This is a genomic window from Streptomyces sp. NBC_00029, from assembly GCF_045160505.1.
Taxonomy (GTDB): Bacteria; Actinomycetota; Actinomycetes; order Streptomycetales; family Streptomycetaceae; genus Streptomyces.
On sequence record NZ_CP108292.1, the window covers coordinates 5,301,894 to 5,318,259 of the forward strand.

Consider the following 16,366-nt stretch of genomic DNA (forward strand, 5'->3'; position numbering starts at 1 on the left):
ATTTTCCATGGGACTGGAAGAGAAGCTGCCGAGCGGCTTCCTGCTGACCACCGTCGAACAGGCCGCGGGATGGGTGCGCAAGTCGTCCGTCTTCCCGGCGACCTTCGGTCTGGCCTGCTGCGCCATCGAGATGATGACCACCGGGGCGGGCCGGTACGACCTCGCCCGCTTCGGCATGGAGGTCTTCCGCGGCTCACCGCGCCAGGCCGATCTGATGATCGTGGCCGGCCGGGTCAGCCAGAAGATGGCGCCGGTGCTGCGGCAGGTGTACGACCAGATGCCCGCTCCCAAATGGGTCATCTCCATGGGGGTTTGTGCATCCTCGGGCGGAATGTTCAACAACTACGCGATTGTCCAGGGCGTCGATCACATCGTCCCCGTGGACATCTATCTCCCCGGCTGCCCGCCGCGCCCCGAGATGCTGATGGACGCGATCCTCAAGCTCCACCAGAAGATCCAGGGCGGAAAGCTCGGCGTGAACCGGGAAGAGGCGGCACGTGAGGCGGAGGAGGCGGCCCTCAAGGCCCTCCCCACCATCGAGATGAAGGGGCTGCTCCGGTGAGCGAGACCCAAGAGCCGGACAACGGCAGCAACGTCCCTGCGCCGCGCGCCCAGGGCCCCGAGGTCATCGGCGTCCGCAAGGGCATGTTCGGTGCCGCGGGCGGCGGGGACACCAGCGGCTACGGCGGCCTGGTACGGACCGTGGCCCTGCCCGGCGCGACGAGCAGGCCGTACGGCTCCTGGTTCGACGAGGTGGCCGACGAGCTCGAAGGCGCCCTGGAGGAGCAGGACCTGGTCCCCGGGAACGCCATCGAGAAGACGGTGGTCGACCGGGGCGAGCTCACCTTCCACATCGCCCGCGAGCACCTCGTCCGGGTCGCGCGCACCCTGCGCGACGACCCGGCCCTGCGCTTCGAGCTCTGCACCGGCGTCTCCGGCGTGCACTTCCCCGGGGACAAGGGCCGCGAGCTGCACGCCGTCTACCACCTGCGCTCGCTCACGCACGGCCGGATCCTGCGGCTTGAGGTGTCCGTCCCGGACAGCGACCCGCACGTCCCCTCGCTCGTCGCCGTCTACCCGACCAACGACTGGCACGAGCGCGAGACGTACGACTTCTTCGGCCTGATCTTCGACGGGCACCCGGCCCTCACCCGGATCATGATGCCGGACGACTGGCAGGGCTTCCCGCAGCGCAAGGACTACCCGCTCGGCGGCATTCCCGTCGAGTACAAGGGCGCCCAGATCCCGGCTCCCGACCAGCGGAGGTCGTACAGCTGATGTCCACGTCAAACCACGCCTCCGCCGATCCCGCCTCCGCGCGCGAGACGACCGAGGGCACCGTCTACACCGTCACCGGCGGCGACTGGGACGAGATCGTCCAGTCCGCGGCCAAGGCCGACGACGAGCGGATCGTCGTCAACATGGGTCCGCAGCACCCGTCCACCCACGGCGTGCTGCGCCTGATCCTGGAGATCGACGGCGAGACGGTCACCGAGGCCCGCTGCGGCATCGGGTACCTGCACACCGGCATCGAGAAGAACCTCGAATTCCGGAACTGGACGCAGGGCACCACCTTCGTGACGCGCATGGACTACCTGACGCCGTTCTTCAACGAGACGGCGTACTGCCTGGGCGTCGAGAAGCTGCTCGGCATCACCGACCAGGTCCCGGACCGCGCCACGGTCATCCGCGTCCTGCTCATGGAGCTCAACCGGCTCTCCTCCCACCTGGTGTGCATCGCCACCGGCGGCATGGAGCTGGGCGCGACCACGATCATGATCTACGGCTTCCGCGACCGCGAGCTGATCCTCGACATCTTCGAGCTGATCACCGGACTGCGCATGAACCACGCGTTCGTCCGCCCCGGCGGCCTCGCCCAGGACCTGCCCCCAGGCACCGTCGACCAGCTGCGCGAGTTCCTCAAGATCATGAAGAAGAACCTGCCGGAGTACGACAAGCTCGCCACCGGCAACCCCATCTTCAAGGCGCGCATGCAGGACGTCGGCTACCTCGACCTCACCGGCTGCATGGCACTCGGCGCCACCGGCCCGATCCTGCGCTCCGCCGGCCTGCCGCACGACCTGCGCAAGTCGGACCCGTACTGCGGCTACGAGAACTACGAGTTCGACGTGCCGACCACCGAGAGCTGCGACTCCTACGGGCGGTTCCTGATCCGCCTGGAGGAGATGCGCCAGTCGCTGCGGATCGTCGAGCAGTGCCTGGAGCGCCTGGAGCCGGGCCCGGTGATGGTCGCCGACAAGAAGATCGCCTGGCCGGCGCAGCTGGCGATGGGCCCGGACGGCCTCGGCAACTCGCTCGACCACATCAGGAACATCATGGGCACCTCCATGGAGGCCCTCATCCACCACTTCAAGCTGGTGACCGAGGGCTTCCGGGTACCGGCGGGCCAGGCGTACGCGGCCGTCGAGTCACCCAAGGGCGAGCTCGGCGTCCACCTGGTCTCCGACGGCGGAACCCGCCCCTACCGGGTCCACTTCCGCGACCCGTCCTTCACCAACCTGCAGGCCATGGCCGCGATGTGCGAGGGCGGCCAGGTCGCCGACGTCATCGTCGCCGTCGCATCCATCGACCCCGTGATGGGAGGCGTCGACCGATGACCGCCAGTCCTTCGAACCAAGGGGTCTCGCTGGGCATGCCCCAGCTGCCGGCCCCCGACTTCCCGGCGGAGGTACGGACACGCCTCGAAGCCGACGCCAAGGAAGTCATCGCCCGCTACCCCGACAGCCGCTCCGCGCTGCTGCCGCTGCTGCACCTGACCCAGTCCGTCGAGGGCCACGTCTCGCGCACCGGCATCCGCTTCTGTGCCGAGGTACTGGGCCTGACCACCGCCGAGGTCACGGCAGTGGCGACCTTCTACACGATGTACCGGCGCAGGCCCTCCGGGGACTACCAGGTCGGTGTCTGCACGAACACCCTGTGCGCGGTGATGGGCGGCGACGCCATCTTCGACGAGCTCAAGGAGCACCTCGGGGTGGGCAACAACGAGACCACCCCCGACGGCAAGGTCACCCTCGAACACATCGAGTGCAACGCGGCCTGCGACTACGCCCCCGTGGTGATGGTCAACTGGGAGTTCTTCGACAACCAGACCCCCGAATCCGCCAAGGCCATGGTCGACGACCTGCTGGCCGGGCGCGAGGTCTCGCCGACCCGGGGCGCGCCGCTGTGCACGTACAAGGAGACCGCCCGGATCCTGGCCGGCTTTCCCGACGAGCGGGAGGGCGCTGTCGAGGCGACCGGCGGCGCCGGTCCCGCCTCCCTGATCGGGCTGCGCATCGCCCGCGGCGAGTCCGCGCACACCTCGATCGTCCACCCGCGTGGCGAGGCCACCACCGAGGGAGGGGAGTGATGTCCGTGTCTTCCGAACTGAGCAATGGAGGCACCTCCCATCCGGAGGCCGGGGGAGGGACCAGCCCGGAGAAGCTCCTCGCACCGGTGCTGTCCTCCTTCTGGGACGAGCCGCGGTCGTGGACGCTGGAGACCTACCGGCGCCACGAGGGGTACGAGGGCCTGCGCAAGGCGCTCGCGATGACCCCGGACGACCTCATCGCGTACGTGAAGGACTCGGGTCTGCGCGGACGCGGCGGCGCCGGCTTCCCCACCGGAATGAAGTGGCAGTTCATCCCGCAGGGCGACGGAAAGCCGCACTACCTCGTCGTGAACGCGGACGAGTCGGAGCCGGGAACCTGCAAGGACATCCCCCTCCTCTTCGCCAACCCGCACTCCCTCATCGAGGGAATGATCATCGCCTGCTACGCGATCCGCTCGGAGCACGCCTTCATCTACCTGCGCGGGGAGACGGTGCCCGTACTGCGGCGCCTGCACGAGGCCGTGCGCGAGGCGTTCGCGGCCGGATACCTCGGCAAGGACATCGACGGCACCGGTCGCAACCTCGACATCACCGTGCACGCGGGCGCGGGCGCCTACATCTGCGGCGAGGAAACGGCGCTGCTCGACTCCCTCGAAGGCCGGCGCGGCCAGCCCCGGCTGCGTCCCCCCTTCCCTGCCGTCGAGGGGCTCTACGCGTGCCCCACTGTCGTCAACAACGTGGAGTCCATCGCCTCGGTTCCCGCGATCCTGAACAGGGGCAAGGACTGGTTCAAGTCGATGGGGACCGAGAAGTCCCCCGGCTTCACGCTGTACTCGCTCTCCGGGCACGTCGTGGGACCCGGCCAGTACGAGGCCCCGCTCGGCATCACCCTGCGCCAGCTCCTCGACATGAGCGGCGGCATGCGCCCCGGGCACCGGCTGAAGTTCTGGACCCCGGGCGGCTCCTCCACCCCGATGTTCACCGACGAGCACCTCGACGTCCCGCTGGACTACGAGGGCGTGGGCGCCGCCGGCTCGATGCTCGGCACCAAGGCCCTCCAGTGCTTCGACGAGACCACCTGCGTGGTGCGGGCCGTGACCCGGTGGACCGAGTTCTACGCCCACGAGTCCTGCGGCAAGTGCACGCCGTGCCGCGAAGGCACCTACTGGCTGGTCCAGCTGCTCCGCGACATCGAGGCCGGCAAGGGCGTCATGTCCGACCTCGACAAGCTGAACGACATCGCCGACAACATCAACGGCAAGTCGTTCTGCGCGCTCGGCGACGGCGCGGCCAGCCCGATCTTCTCCTCGCTCAAGTACTTCCGCGAGGAGTACGAGCAGCACATCACGGGCAAGGGCTGCCCCTTCGACCCCAGGAAGTCGACCCTCTGGGCCGACACGGAGGTGAACGCATGACCGTCACCACTCCAGCGGCCTCCGGTGGCGGAGCGGCGGTTCCACCCGAGAACACCGTCTCGCTGACCATCGACGGGGTCGAGCTGTCGGTGCCCAAGGGCACCCTCGTCATCCGGGCCGCCGAACAGCTCGGCATCGAGATCCCCCGGTTCTGCGACCACCCCCTCCTCTCCCCGGCCGGCGCCTGCCGCCAGTGCATCGTCGAGGTCGAGGGCCAGCGCAAGCCGATGGCCTCCTGCACCATCACCTGCACCGACGGCATGGTCGTCAAGACCCAGCTGACCTCCGAGGTCGCCGACAAGGCCCAGCGCGGTGTGATGGAGCTGCTGCTCATCAACCACCCGCTGGACTGCCCGGTCTGCGACAAGGGCGGCGAGTGCCCGCTGCAGAACCAGGCGATGTCGCACGGCAACGCCGAATCCCGGTTCGAGGGCAAGAAGCGCACCTACGAGAAGCCGGTCCCCATCTCCACCCAGGTGCTGCTGGACCGCGAGCGGTGCGTGCTGTGCGCGCGCTGCACCCGCTTCTCCAACGAGATCGCCGGCGACCCGATGATCGAGCTGCTGGAACGCGGCGCGCTCCAGCAGGTCGGCACCGGCGAGGGCGACCCCTTCGAGTCGTACTTCTCCGGCAACACCATCCAGATCTGCCCGGTCGGCGCCCTCACCTCGGCCGCCTACCGGTTCCGCTCCCGCCCCTTCGACCTCGTCTCCTCCCCGAGCGTGTGCGAGCACTGCGCGGGCGGCTGCGCGACCCGCACCGACCACCGCCGGGGCAAGGTGCTGCGCCGCCTCGCCGCCGAGGACCCCGAGGTCAACGAGGAGTGGATCTGCGACAAGGGCCGCTTCGGGTTCCGCTACGCGCAGCGCCCGGACCGGCTGACGACCCCGCTGGTGCGCAGCGCCGCCGGGGTCCTGGAGCCGGCGAGCTGGCCCGAGGCCCTGGAGGCCGCGGCGAACGGACTCGCCGCCGCGCGCGGCCGGGCCGGAGTGCTCACCGGCGGCAGGCTCACCGTCGAGGACGCCTACGCGTACGCCAAGTTCGCGCGGGTCGTGCTCGACACCAACGACATCGACTTCCGGGCCCGCGTGCACAGCGCCGAGGAGGCCGAGTTCCTGGCCTCGGAGGTCGCCGGATACGGGGTCGACCTCGGAGGGCCGTGGCTCTCGTACACCGCCCTGGAGGCGGCGCCGGCGGTACTGCTCCTCGGCATCGAGGCGGAGGAGGAGGCCCCCGGCGTCTTCCTGCGGCTGCGCAAGGCCCACCGCAAGCACAAGCAGCGGACCTTCTCCGTCGCCCCCTTCGCCACCCGCGGCCTGGCCAAGGCCGGCGGCACCCTGCTCGCCGCCGCCCCCGGCACCGAGCCCGAGTGGCTCGACGCGCTGGCGTCCCGGACCGGCCTGGAGACCGGGGGCGCCGAAGCCGCCGACGCGCTGCGCCTGCCCGGCGCGGTCATCCTCGTCGGGGAGCGCCTCGCCGGGGTGCCGGGCGCGCTGACCGCCGCCGTACGGGCCGCGGGCGTCACCGGGGCCACCCTGGTGTGGATCCCGCGCCGGGCCGGAGAGCGGGCCGCCATCGAGGCGGGAGCGCTGCCGTCCCTGCTGCCGGGCGGCCGTCCGGCCACCGACCCGCGGGCCCGCGACGAGGTCGCCACCGCCTGGGGCCTGGACGAACTCCCGCACCGTTACGGCCGCGACACCGGCCAGATCGTCGAGGCCGCGGCGACCCGGGAGCTCTCGGCCCTGCTGGTCGCGGGCGTCGAGGTCACCGACCTGCCGGACCCGGCCCGCGCGCGGACCGCCCTCCAGGAGGCCTTCGTGGTCTCCCTGGAACTGCGGCCCAGCGAGGTCACCGACCACGCGGACGTGGTCCTCCCGGTCGCCGCGGTGGCCGAGAAGGCGGGCGCGTTCATCAACTGGGAGGGCAGGGTCCGGCCGTTCGAGGCCGCGCTCAAGCCCGACCAGATGACCCGCCGGCTCGCCCCGGCCGACGCCCGCGTGCTGCACATGCTGGCCGACGCCGCCGACCGGCCGATCGCGCTGCCCGACGTACACGCCGTACGCCGGGAGATCGACCGGCTCGGCCCGTGGGCCGGGGAGCGGGCCGCCGCGCAGAGCGCGGACACCGCGGTGCTGCCCCGGCCGGGCACCGGTGAGGCGGTCCTCGCGGGCCACCGGCTCCTCCTGGACCTCGGCCGGCTGCAGGAGGGCGACGACGCGCTGGCCGGCACCCGCCACGAGGCGAGCGCCCGGCTGTCGGCCGCCACGGCCGCCGAGACCGGCGTCAAGGACGGCGACGTCCTCGCGGTCACCGGCCCGGCCGGCTCCGTGGAACTCCCGCTCCGGATCACCGAGATGCCCGACCGCGTGGTCTGGCTCCCGCTGAACTCCACCGGCTCCGGCGTCCTCGCCGACGCCGGCGCCCGCCCGGGCACCCTCGTACGCATCGGCCCGGCGACCCCGGCCGGCGCAGGCGACACCACTGCGGAGGTGGGCGCGTGAACACCGTTCAACTCGCTGCCGAGGACCTGTCACTGTTCGGCAAGGACGTCTGGTGGCTCGTCCTCCTCAAGGCGGTGTTCTGCTTCGCGTTCCTGATGGTGACGGTGCTCTTCTCCATCGTGTGGGAGCGCAAGGTCGTCGCCTGGATGCAGCTGCGCATCGGCCCGAACCGGCACGGCCCCTGGGGCATGCTCCAGTCGCTCGCCGACGGCGTGAAGCTGATGCTCAAGGAAGACCTGATCGTCAAGCGGGCCGACAAGGTGGTCTACGTCCTGGCCCCGATCATCGCGGCGATCCCGGCCTTCATGGCCATCGCGGTGATCCCGTTCGGGCCGGCCGGCAACGAGGTCTCCATCTTCGGCCAGCGCACCACGATGCAGCTGACCGACCTGCCCATCGCGATGCTCTACATCCTCGCGGTGGCCTCGGTCGGCATCTACGGCATCGTGCTGGCGGGCTGGTCCTCCGGCTCCACCTATCCGCTCCTCGGCGGCCTGCGCTCCTGCGCGCAGATGATCTCCTACGAGATCGCGATGGGCGCGGCCTTCGCCTCGGTCTTCCTCTACTCCGGGTCGATGTCGACCTCGGCGATCGTCGAGGCCCAGGCGGACCGCTGGTTCATCGTCCTGCTGCCGGTGTCCTTCATCATCTACGTCATCACGATGGTCGGCGAGACGAACCGCGCCCCCTTCGACATGCCGGAGTCCGAGGGCGACCTGGTCGGCGGCTTCAACACCGAGTACTCGTCCATCAAGTTCGCGCTGTTCATGCTGGCGGAGTACGTCAACATGGTCACCGTCTCGGCGGTCTCGGTCACCCTCTTCCTCGGCGGCTGGCGGGCCCCGTACCCGATCAGCACCTTCTGGGAGGGCGCGAACCACGGCTGGTGGCCGATGCTCTGGTTCGTCCTCAAGGTGCAGCTGCTGCTGTTCTTCTTCATCTGGCTGCGCGGCACGCTGCCACGCGTGCGCTACGACCAGCTGATGAAGCTCGGCTGGAAGGTCCTGATCCCGGTCTCGGTGGTCTGGCTGATGCTGGTGGCCACCGTCCGGGCGCTGCGCAACGAGGCGTACGACTTCAGCGAGATCGTCCTGTACGTCGGCGGCGCCGTCGTGGCGATCCTGCTCCTCTCCTTCGTCGCGGACGTCTTCCGCGACAAGCGGGAGAAGGCGGCGGCCGCGGAGGCCGTGCACGATGCCGAGCCCTTCGACCCGCTGGCGGGCGGATTCCCCGTACCGCCCAAGCCCGGCCAGCACCTGGCACCCGTACCGCGCAGGCGGTCCCGCAGCGAGCGGGAGCTGATTGTCAGTGGCGGGACGAATACTGACAGTGACCGAGAGGAGGCTTGAGAGATGTCCGACGAGAAGTGGCAGAACCCGGTGGCGGGCTTCGGCGTGACCTTCAAGGCCATGTTCAAGAAGCGCCTCACCGAGCAGTACCCGGAGCAGCAGAAGACGACCGCACCGCGCTTCCACGGACGGCATCAGCTCAACCGGCACCCCGACGGTCTGGAGAAGTGCATCGGGTGCGAGCTGTGTGCCTGGGCCTGTCCCGCCGACGCGATCTACGTGGAGGGCGCGGACAACACCGAGGAGGAGCGCTACTCCCCGGGTGAGCGGTACGGCCGCGTCTACCAGATCAACTACGCCCGCTGCATCCTGTGCGGGCTGTGCGTCGAGGCGTGCCCGACGAGGGCGCTGACCATGACGAACGAGTTCGAACTGGCCGACTCCAGCCGCGAATCGCTCATCTACACCAAGGAGCAGCTGCTGTCCGGCCTGACCGAGGGCATGGTCGAGGCACCGCACTCGATCTTCCCCGGCATGGACGACACCGACTACTACCGCGGACTGGTGACCGGGGCCGCCCCGGGCACGGTCCGGCAAGTGGCCGTCTCGAAGGGCGAAGTCGCCCCGGAGAAGGCCGCGGAGGAAGCCGCCCCCGAGAACGGGCAGTCCGAGGAGGTGGACGCATGAGCGTCGTCGCCGCCTCCATGACCTCCACGGGCGAGGCCGTCCAGTTCTGGATCCTCGGCTCGGTCGCCGTCATCGGCGCCCTGGCCACGATCCTGATGAAGAAGGCCGTGCACAGCGCCCTCAGCCTGGCCGGGACCATGATCATCCTGGCCGTCTTCTACCTCGCCAACGGGGCGTACTTCCTGGGCGTCGTCCAGGTCATCGTCTACACCGGCGCGATCATGATGCTCTTCCTCTTCGTGGTCATGCTCGTCGGCGTCACCGCCGCCGACTCCCTGAAGGAGACCATCAAGGGACAGCGCTGGATGGCCCTCCTGTGCGGGCTCGGCTTCGGCACCCTGCTGATCGCCGGCATCGCCAACGCCGGGCTCACCCACTTCAACGGGCTCGGCCGGGTCAATTCCGGCGGGCACGTCGAGGGCCTGGCGCAGCTGATCTTCACCAAGTATGTCTTCGCCTTCGAGATCACCGGCGCGCTGCTGATCACCGCGGCCGTCGGCGCGATGGTGCTCACCCACCGCGAGCGCACCGAACGGGCCGCCACCCAGCGCGAGCTCGCCGAGAAGCGGGTCCGCGAGGGCGTCCAGCTCCCGCCGCTCCCCGCGCCCGGCGTCTACGCCCGGCACAACGCGGTGGACGTCGCCGGTCTGCTGCCGGACGGCACCCCGTCCGAGCTGACCGTCAACAGGACGCTGCGCGCCCGGGGCCAGATCCGGGACGTCTCCAGCGAGGCGCTCGACGACCTCAAGGCGCTGGAGCAGGCCTCCTCGGAGCGCCTCGGCCGTGAGGAGGCCTCGAAGTGAATCCGGTCAACTACCTGTACCTGGCGGCCCTGCTGTTCACCATCGGGGCCACCGGGGTCCTGATCCGCAAGAACGCGATCGTGCTGTTCATGTGCGTCGAGCTGATGCTCAACGCCTGCAACCTCGCCTTCGTCGCGTTCTCCCGGATGCACGGCAACCTCGACGGCCAGATCATCGCGTTCTTCACGATGGTCGTCGCCGCCGCGGAGGTCGTGGTGGGCCTGGCGATCATCGTGTCGCTGTTCCGTACCCGCCACTCGGCCTCGGTCGACGACGCCAGCCTGATGAAGCTGTAAGGGGTCGCTGTGGAGAACCTGATTGCGCTGCTGGTGGCAGCGCCCCTGCTCGGAGCGGTGGTGCTGCTGTGCGGCGGCCGGCGCCTCGACAAAGCCGGTCACTGGATCGGCACCCTGCTCGCGGCCGTCTCCTTCGGGATCGGCGTCGCACTGTTCGCCGACATGCTGGGGCGCACGGCCGACGACCGGACCCTGACCCAGAACCTGTACACCTGGATCCCCGTCGAGGGCTTCCAGGCGGACATGGCCTTCCAGCTGGACCAGCTGTCGATGACCTTCGTCCTGCTGATCTCCGGGGTGGGCACGCTCATCCACGTGTACTCGATCGGGTACATGGAGCACGACGAGCGCCGCCGCCGCTTCTTCGGCTACCTGAACCTGTTCGTCGCGGCGATGCTGCTGCTGGTCATCGCCGACAACTACCTGCTGCTCTACTTCGGCTGGGAGGGCGTCGGCCTCGCCTCGTACCTCCTGATCGGCTTCTGGCAGCACAAGCCCAGCGCGGCCACGGCCGCGAAGAAGGCCTTCCTGGTCAACCGCGTCGGCGACATCGGCCTGTCGATCGCGATCATGCTGATGTTCACGACCTTCGGGACCTTCGCCTTCGAGCCGGTGCTGGCCTCCGTCGGCGAGACCTCGGAGGGCACGCTGACGGCGATCGGCCTGATGCTGCTGCTGGCCGCCTGCGGCAAGTCGGCGCAGGTCCCGCTGCAGTCCTGGCTCGGGGACGCGATGGAGGGCCCGACCCCGGTCTCGGCCCTGATCCACGCGGCCACCATGGTGACCGCCGGTGTGTATCTGATCGTCCGCTCGGCCGCCATCTTCAACGGGGCGCCGGACGCACAACTGGTGGTCACTGTCGTGGGCGCGGTCACGCTCCTCTTCGGTGCGATCGTCGGTTGCGCGAAGGACGACATCAAGAAGGCCCTGGCGGGCTCGACGATGTCGCAGATCGGCTACATGATCCTCGCCGCGGGCCTCGGCCCCATCGGCTACGTCTTCGCGATCATGCACCTGGTGACGCACGGTTTCTTCAAGGCAGGCCTCTTCCTCGGCGCGGGTTCCGTGATGCACGGGATGAACGACGAGGTCGACATGCGCAAGTACGGCGCCCTGCGGAAGTACATGCCGGTCACCTTCGTCACCTTCGGCCTCGGGTACCTGGCCATCATCGGCTTCCCGGGCCTGTCGGGCTTCTTCTCCAAGGACATGATCATCGAGGCGGCCTTCGCGAAGGGCGGCACCGAGGGCTGGATCCTCGGCGGGGTGACCCTGCTGGGCGCCGGCATCACCGCCTTCTACATGACCCGCGTCATGCTCCTCACCTTCTTCGGCGAGAAGCGCTGGCAGCCGGACGCGGAGGGCCACCCGCCGCACCCGCACGAGTCCCCGAAGTCCATGACCATCCCGATGGTCATCCTGGCCTTCGGCTCGGTCTTCGCCGGCGGCTTCTTCGAGATCGGCGACCGCTTCCTGAAGTGGCTGGAGCCCGTCACCGGTTACGAACACGGCCACCCGCCGGTCAGCGCCATGACGATCACCGCGGCCACCATGGTCGTCCTCCTCATCGGCGTCGCCATCGCCTGGGCGATGTACGGCAGGAAGCCCGTCCCGGTCGTCGCCCCGCGCGGCTCGATCCTCACCCGGGCGGCCCGCAAGGACCTCTACCAGGACGACTTCAACCACGTCGTGCTGGTGCGCGGCGGGGAGCACCTGACCCGCTCGCTCGTGTACCTCGACCACAGCGTGGTCGACGGGGTGGTCAACGGGACGGCCGCCTCGGTCGGCGGACTCTCGGGCCGCCTGCGCAAGCTGCAGAACGGCTACGCCCGCAGCTACGCGGTCTCGATGTTCGGGGGCACGGTGGTCCTGATCGCCGCGACCCTGCTGATGAGGGCGGTGTGAGATGAATTTCCCGCTTCTGACGGTGACGGCCGCGGTCCCCGCGGTCGGTGCGATCCTGACGGCGGCCGTCCCGGCCGCCCGCAGGACCGCCGCCAAGTGGCTCGCGCTGCTGTTCTCGCTGGCGACACTGGCCCTGGCCGTGCTCGTCGCGGTCCGCTTCGACCCTAGCGGCGACCGCTACCAGCTCACCGAATCCCGCTCCTGGATCGCCGACTTCGGCGTCCGCTACGAGCTGGGCGTCGACGGGATCGGGGTGGTGCTCATCGGGCTCACCGCGCTGCTGATCCCCTTCGTCATCGCGGCCGGCTGGCACGACGCGGACCCGCTGGAGACCAAGAGCTCCCGGTGGCGGCCGACGCAGGGCTTCTTCGCCCTGATCCTGATGGTCGAGGCGATGGTGATCATCTCCTTCGAGGCCACCGACGTCTTCCTCTTCTACATCTTCTTCGAAGCCATGCTCATCCCGATGTACTTCCTCATCGGCGGCTTCGGGGACCGGGCCCACGGCGGCTCCGACGAGAACGCGGCCACGCAGCGCTCCTACGCGGCGGTCAAGTTCCTCCTCTACAACCTGGTCGGCGGCCTGATCATGCTGGCGGCCGTCATCGGTCTCTACGTGGTCGCCGGGAACTTCTCGCTCCAGGAGATCACCGCCGCTCGGGCCGCGGGCACGCTCGACATGTCGACCAACACCGAGCGGCTGCTGTTCCTCGGCTTCTTCTTCGCCTTCGCGGTGAAGGCCCCGCTGTGGCCGCTGCACACCTGGCTGCCGAACGCGATGGGCGAGTCCACCGCCCCGGTCGCCGTACTGATCACCGCGGTCGTCGACAAGGTCGGCACCTTCGCGATGCTCCGCTTCTGCCTCGGGCTCTTCCCCGACGCCAGCAAGTGGGCCACGCCCGTGATCCTGGTCCTGGCCCTGATCAGCATCATCTACGGCGCGCTGGTCGCGGTCGGCCAGCGGGACATCAAGCGGCTGGTCGCCTACGCCTCGATCTCGCACTTCGGCTTCATCATCCTTGGCATCTTCGCGATGACCTCCCAGGGCCAGTCCGGCGCCACCCTCTACATGGTCAACCACGGCCTGTCGACGGCGGCGCTGATGCTGGTGGCCGGCTTCCTGATCTCGCGGCGCGGCTCGCGGCTCATCGCCGACTACGGAGGCGTCCAGAAGGTGGCCCCGGTCCTCGCCGGCACCTTCCTGATCGGCGGCCTCGCCACCCTCTCGCTGCCGGGCCTCGCGCCCTTCGTCAGTGAATTCCTGGTCCTGGTCGGCACGTTCGCCCGGTACCCGGTCGTCGGCATCATCGCCACCGTCGGCATCGTGCTGGCCGCGCTCTACACGCTGGTGCTCTACCAGCGCACGATGACCGGCCCCGTGAAGGAGGAGGTCCGCACCATGCCGGACCTGCGCCTGCGGGAGGTGCTGGTGGTCGCCCCGCTGATCGCGCTGCTGATCGGGCTGGGCGTATACCCGAAGGTGCTCACCGACATCGTCAATCCGGCGGTGGAGCACACCATGTCGGACGTGAAGCAGACCGACCCGAAGCCCGAGGTCGACGTCGAAGCCAAGAACGGGGAGGCGGCGAAGTGAGCACACTGACTTCCGCCCACAGCCTGTGGACACTGGCGGCCGAGGTACCGGCCGACCGGATCCCGGCACCGACCATCGAGTACGCACAGCTCGCGCCCACGCTGATCGTGGTGGGCGCGGCGGTCCTCGGGATCCTGGTCGAGGCCTTCGTGCCCCGCAAGTCCCGTTACTACGTGCAGATCTTCCTCACCGTCGCCGCGCTGGCCTCGGCCTTCGCCGCGGTCGTCGGCCTCGCGGCCGGCGGGTACGGGTCCACCAAGGCCCACATCGCCGCGATGGGCGCCATCGCGGTGGACGGGCCGGCGCTTTTCCTGCAGGGCACCATCCTGCTGGCCTCGGTCGTGGCGGTCTTCACCTTCGCCGAGCGGCGCCTGGACCCCGCGGCGCACGGCAACCGGGTGGACTCCTTCGCCGCCCAGGCGGCGTCCGTACCGGGCAGCGACAGCGAGAAGGCCGCCGTCAAGGCGGGCTTCACCACCACCGAGGTCTTCCCGCTGGCCCTGTTCGCGATCGCCGGCATGCTGATCTTCCCGGCGGCCAACGACCTGCTGACGCTGTTCATCGCCCTCGAGGTGTTCTCCCTCCCGCTGTACCTGCTCTGCGCCCTCGCCCGCCGCCAGCGGCTGATGTCGCAGGAGGCCGCGGTGAAGTACTTCCTGCTGGGCGCCTTCTCCTCCGCCTTCCTCCTCTTCGGCATCGCGCTGCTCTACGGGTACGCGGGCTCGGTCTCGTACGCGACGATCGCCGACGTGGTCGACGGCACGGTCGGGAAGATCGACCCGGCGCTGGCCTCCACCATGGGCAACGACGCACTGCTGCTGATCGGCGGAGCGCTGATCCTGATGGGCCTGCTCTTCAAGGTCGGCGCGGTCCCCTTCCACATGTGGACCCCGGACGTCTACCAGGGCGCCCCGACCCCGATCACCGGATTCATGGCGGCGGCGACGAAGGTGGCCGCCTTCGGCGCCCTCCTGCGGCTCCTCTACGTGGTCCTGCCGGGACTGCGCTGGGACTGGCGTCCGGTGATGTGGGCGGTGGCCATCGTCACGATGCTGGCGGGCGCGGTGATCGCCGTGACCCAGACGGACGTCAAGCGACTGCTGGCGTACTCCTCCATCGCGCACGCGGGCTTCATCCTGGCCGGTGTGATCGCGACCTCGGCGGAAGGGGTCCAGTCGGTCCTCTTCTACCTGGGCGCCTACTCCTTCGTGACGATCGGTGCCTTCGCGGTGGTCACGCTGGTGCGGGACGCGGGCGGCGAGGCGACGCACCTGTCCAAGTGGGCGGGTCTCGGCCGGCGTTCACCGCTGACGGCGGCCGTCTTCGCGGTGTTCCTGCTCGCTTTCGCGGGCATCCCGCTGACCTCGGGCTTCACCGGCAAGTTCGCCGTGTTCAAGGCGGCGGCGGAGAGCGGCGCCGGGGTGCTGGTCGTGATCGGTGTCATCTCGTCCGCGATCGCCGCGTTCTTCTACATCCGGGTGATCGTCCTGATGTTCTTCAGCGAGCCGAAGGCCGACGGCCCGACGGTGGCCGTCCCCTCGCCGCTGACGATGACCACCATCGCGGTGGGCGTCGCGGTCACCCTGGTGCTGGGCCTGGCGCCGCAGTACTTCCTGGACCTGGCGGGGCAGGCGAGCACCTTCGTCCGCTGACCGGTTCGTGCGACGGCCAAGGGCCCGGCCCCCTTCGGGGGACCCGGGCCCTTGGCCGTGTGCGGGTCTACTCCGGTAGCCCCTTCGGTTTGATCGCGGTGATCGTCCTTATGGGTGAGTCATATGCGCGAGGCACTTGACTGCACAGGGTGGGGCGGACTAGTGGCCGTGCCCGTGGTCGGCGGCGGGCTTGCCCGGGGTGGGGGCCTTCTTCGGGCAGGTCAGGGCCGGGTTCCAGTTGTGGAAGCGGCCGGCCGGGTTCTTCTTGTACGCCCACATGTGCAGGTCGTAGTGCTTGGGCATGCCCGCCCAGTGGCCCGGCATGGGGCCGTCGAAGGGCAGGCCGAACATGCTCGGCCGGTCGTCGGACGTCTTCAGGTCCTGGTCCCGGTCGGTGGACATCCACTCCACGGTCTCCAGCCTGCGGCGGCCGTTGCGGTCCTTGTCCTTGCTGTAGAGGAGCGCGGTGGGCCTCGCGGGGTCCTTCGAACCCCAGTTGGCCTGCTTGACGTAGTGGTAGTTCATGGCGCCCACCCCGAACGGGTTGGTCATGCACTCCTCACCGTGCGGGACGTACCCGTCCTTGATGGCCTCCCGCTCGTCCGCGTACTTGGCCGTCGCCGCGATCGCCGTCGCCATGTCCCGCATGGCCTGCTTGTTCCGTGGGTCGGGCGCAGGTCCCTCCACCCCTTGTGCCGGCGCCACGGCGGTCAGGCCCAGCGACACGGCGGCGGTGAAAACGAGTGCGGCCTTGCGGACACGGACACGGGGGGACATGGGGACTCCTGCCGTCGACGGGCTTTCGTCCACCATCCCGGCGCCCCGCGAGCCCTGCACGCCGCGGACCCCCAAACGGGGTGCCGACACCACCGCCTGACATCGCGTGAGGGCCA

14 protein-coding genes are annotated in these 16,366 nt (G+C 69.6%); 13 read left to right on the forward strand and 1 reads right to left on the reverse strand.

What is annotated here, in order from left to right:
* Positions 1-7: 7 nt before the first annotated feature.
* The 13 genes from OG753_RS24865 to nuoN are packed head-to-tail and all read left to right on the forward strand — an operon-like array spanning position 8 to position 15,473.
* Entirely contained in the window at positions 8-562 is a 555-nt protein-coding gene (locus OG753_RS24865; RefSeq protein ID WP_030162005.1) for an NADH-quinone oxidoreductase subunit B family protein, read from the forward strand.
* Entirely contained in the window at positions 559-1,278 is a 720-nt protein-coding gene (locus OG753_RS24870; RefSeq protein ID WP_327263898.1) for an NADH-quinone oxidoreductase subunit C, read from the forward strand. The genes OG753_RS24865 and OG753_RS24870 overlap by 4 nt, the downstream gene beginning before the upstream one ends.
* The gene (locus OG753_RS24875) at positions 1,278-2,618 is read left to right on the forward strand and encodes an NADH-quinone oxidoreductase subunit D (RefSeq protein WP_327263899.1); all 1,341 of its coding nucleotides are present in this window, start codon (positions 1,278-1,280) and stop codon (positions 2,616-2,618) included. Before OG753_RS24870 ends, OG753_RS24875 begins: the two co-directional genes overlap by 1 nt.
* The gene (gene nuoE, locus OG753_RS24880) at positions 2,615-3,370 is read left to right on the forward strand and encodes an NADH-quinone oxidoreductase subunit NuoE (protein WP_327263900.1); all 756 of its coding nucleotides are present in this window, start codon (positions 2,615-2,617) and stop codon (positions 3,368-3,370) included. The genes OG753_RS24875 and nuoE overlap by 4 nt, the downstream gene beginning before the upstream one ends.
* Complete coding sequence (gene nuoF, locus OG753_RS24885) at positions 3,370-4,746, forward strand: NADH-quinone oxidoreductase subunit NuoF (protein ID WP_405790193.1); 1,377 nt, start codon at positions 3,370-3,372, stop codon at positions 4,744-4,746. Before nuoE ends, nuoF begins: the two co-directional genes overlap by 1 nt.
* Positions 4,743-7,247, forward strand: coding sequence for an NADH-quinone oxidoreductase subunit G (locus OG753_RS24890; RefSeq protein WP_327263902.1), 2,505 nt, complete (start codon positions 4,743-4,745; stop codon positions 7,245-7,247). The genes nuoF and OG753_RS24890 overlap by 4 nt, the downstream gene beginning before the upstream one ends.
* Positions 7,244-8,596: an NADH-quinone oxidoreductase subunit NuoH gene (gene nuoH / locus OG753_RS24895; RefSeq protein WP_327263903.1), complete on the forward strand. Its 1,353-nt coding sequence runs from the start codon at positions 7,244-7,246 to the stop codon at positions 8,594-8,596. The genes OG753_RS24890 and nuoH overlap by 4 nt, the downstream gene beginning before the upstream one ends.
* Positions 8,597-8,599: 3 nt before the next feature.
* Positions 8,600-9,223 carry an NADH-quinone oxidoreductase subunit NuoI gene (gene nuoI / locus OG753_RS24900; RefSeq protein WP_327263904.1) on the forward strand — a complete coding sequence of 208 codons (624 nt, stop codon included), beginning with the start codon at positions 8,600-8,602 and terminating at the stop codon, positions 9,221-9,223.
* Entirely contained in the window at positions 9,220-10,026 is an 807-nt protein-coding gene (locus tag OG753_RS24905; protein WP_327263905.1) for an NADH-quinone oxidoreductase subunit J, read from the forward strand. Before nuoI ends, OG753_RS24905 begins: the two co-directional genes overlap by 4 nt.
* Positions 10,023-10,322, forward strand: a complete 300-nt coding sequence (gene nuoK / locus OG753_RS24910) for an NADH-quinone oxidoreductase subunit NuoK (protein ID WP_030653455.1) — start codon at positions 10,023-10,025, stop codon at positions 10,320-10,322. Before OG753_RS24905 ends, nuoK begins: the two co-directional genes overlap by 4 nt.
* Positions 10,323-10,331: 9 nt before the next feature.
* The gene (nuoL, locus tag OG753_RS24915) at positions 10,332-12,227 is read left to right on the forward strand and encodes an NADH-quinone oxidoreductase subunit L (RefSeq protein ID WP_383197874.1); all 1,896 of its coding nucleotides are present in this window, start codon (positions 10,332-10,334) and stop codon (positions 12,225-12,227) included.
* Position 12,228: 1 nt separating this feature from the next.
* On the forward strand, positions 12,229-13,821 hold the full coding sequence (locus tag OG753_RS24920; protein WP_327263907.1) for an NADH-quinone oxidoreductase subunit M: 1,593 nt from the start codon (positions 12,229-12,231) through the stop codon (positions 13,819-13,821).
* The gene (nuoN, locus tag OG753_RS24925) at positions 13,818-15,473 is read left to right on the forward strand and encodes an NADH-quinone oxidoreductase subunit NuoN (protein ID WP_327263908.1); all 1,656 of its coding nucleotides are present in this window, start codon (positions 13,818-13,820) and stop codon (positions 15,471-15,473) included. The genes OG753_RS24920 and nuoN overlap by 4 nt, the downstream gene beginning before the upstream one ends.
* A 159-nt stretch (positions 15,474-15,632) precedes the next feature.
* Here nuoN and OG753_RS24930 read toward each other — a convergent pair whose 3' ends face one another.
* Positions 15,633-16,250, reverse strand: coding sequence for a hypothetical protein (locus OG753_RS24930; RefSeq protein WP_405790198.1), 618 nt, complete (start codon positions 16,248-16,250; stop codon positions 15,633-15,635).
* Between the last annotated feature and the right edge of the window lie 116 nt (positions 16,251-16,366).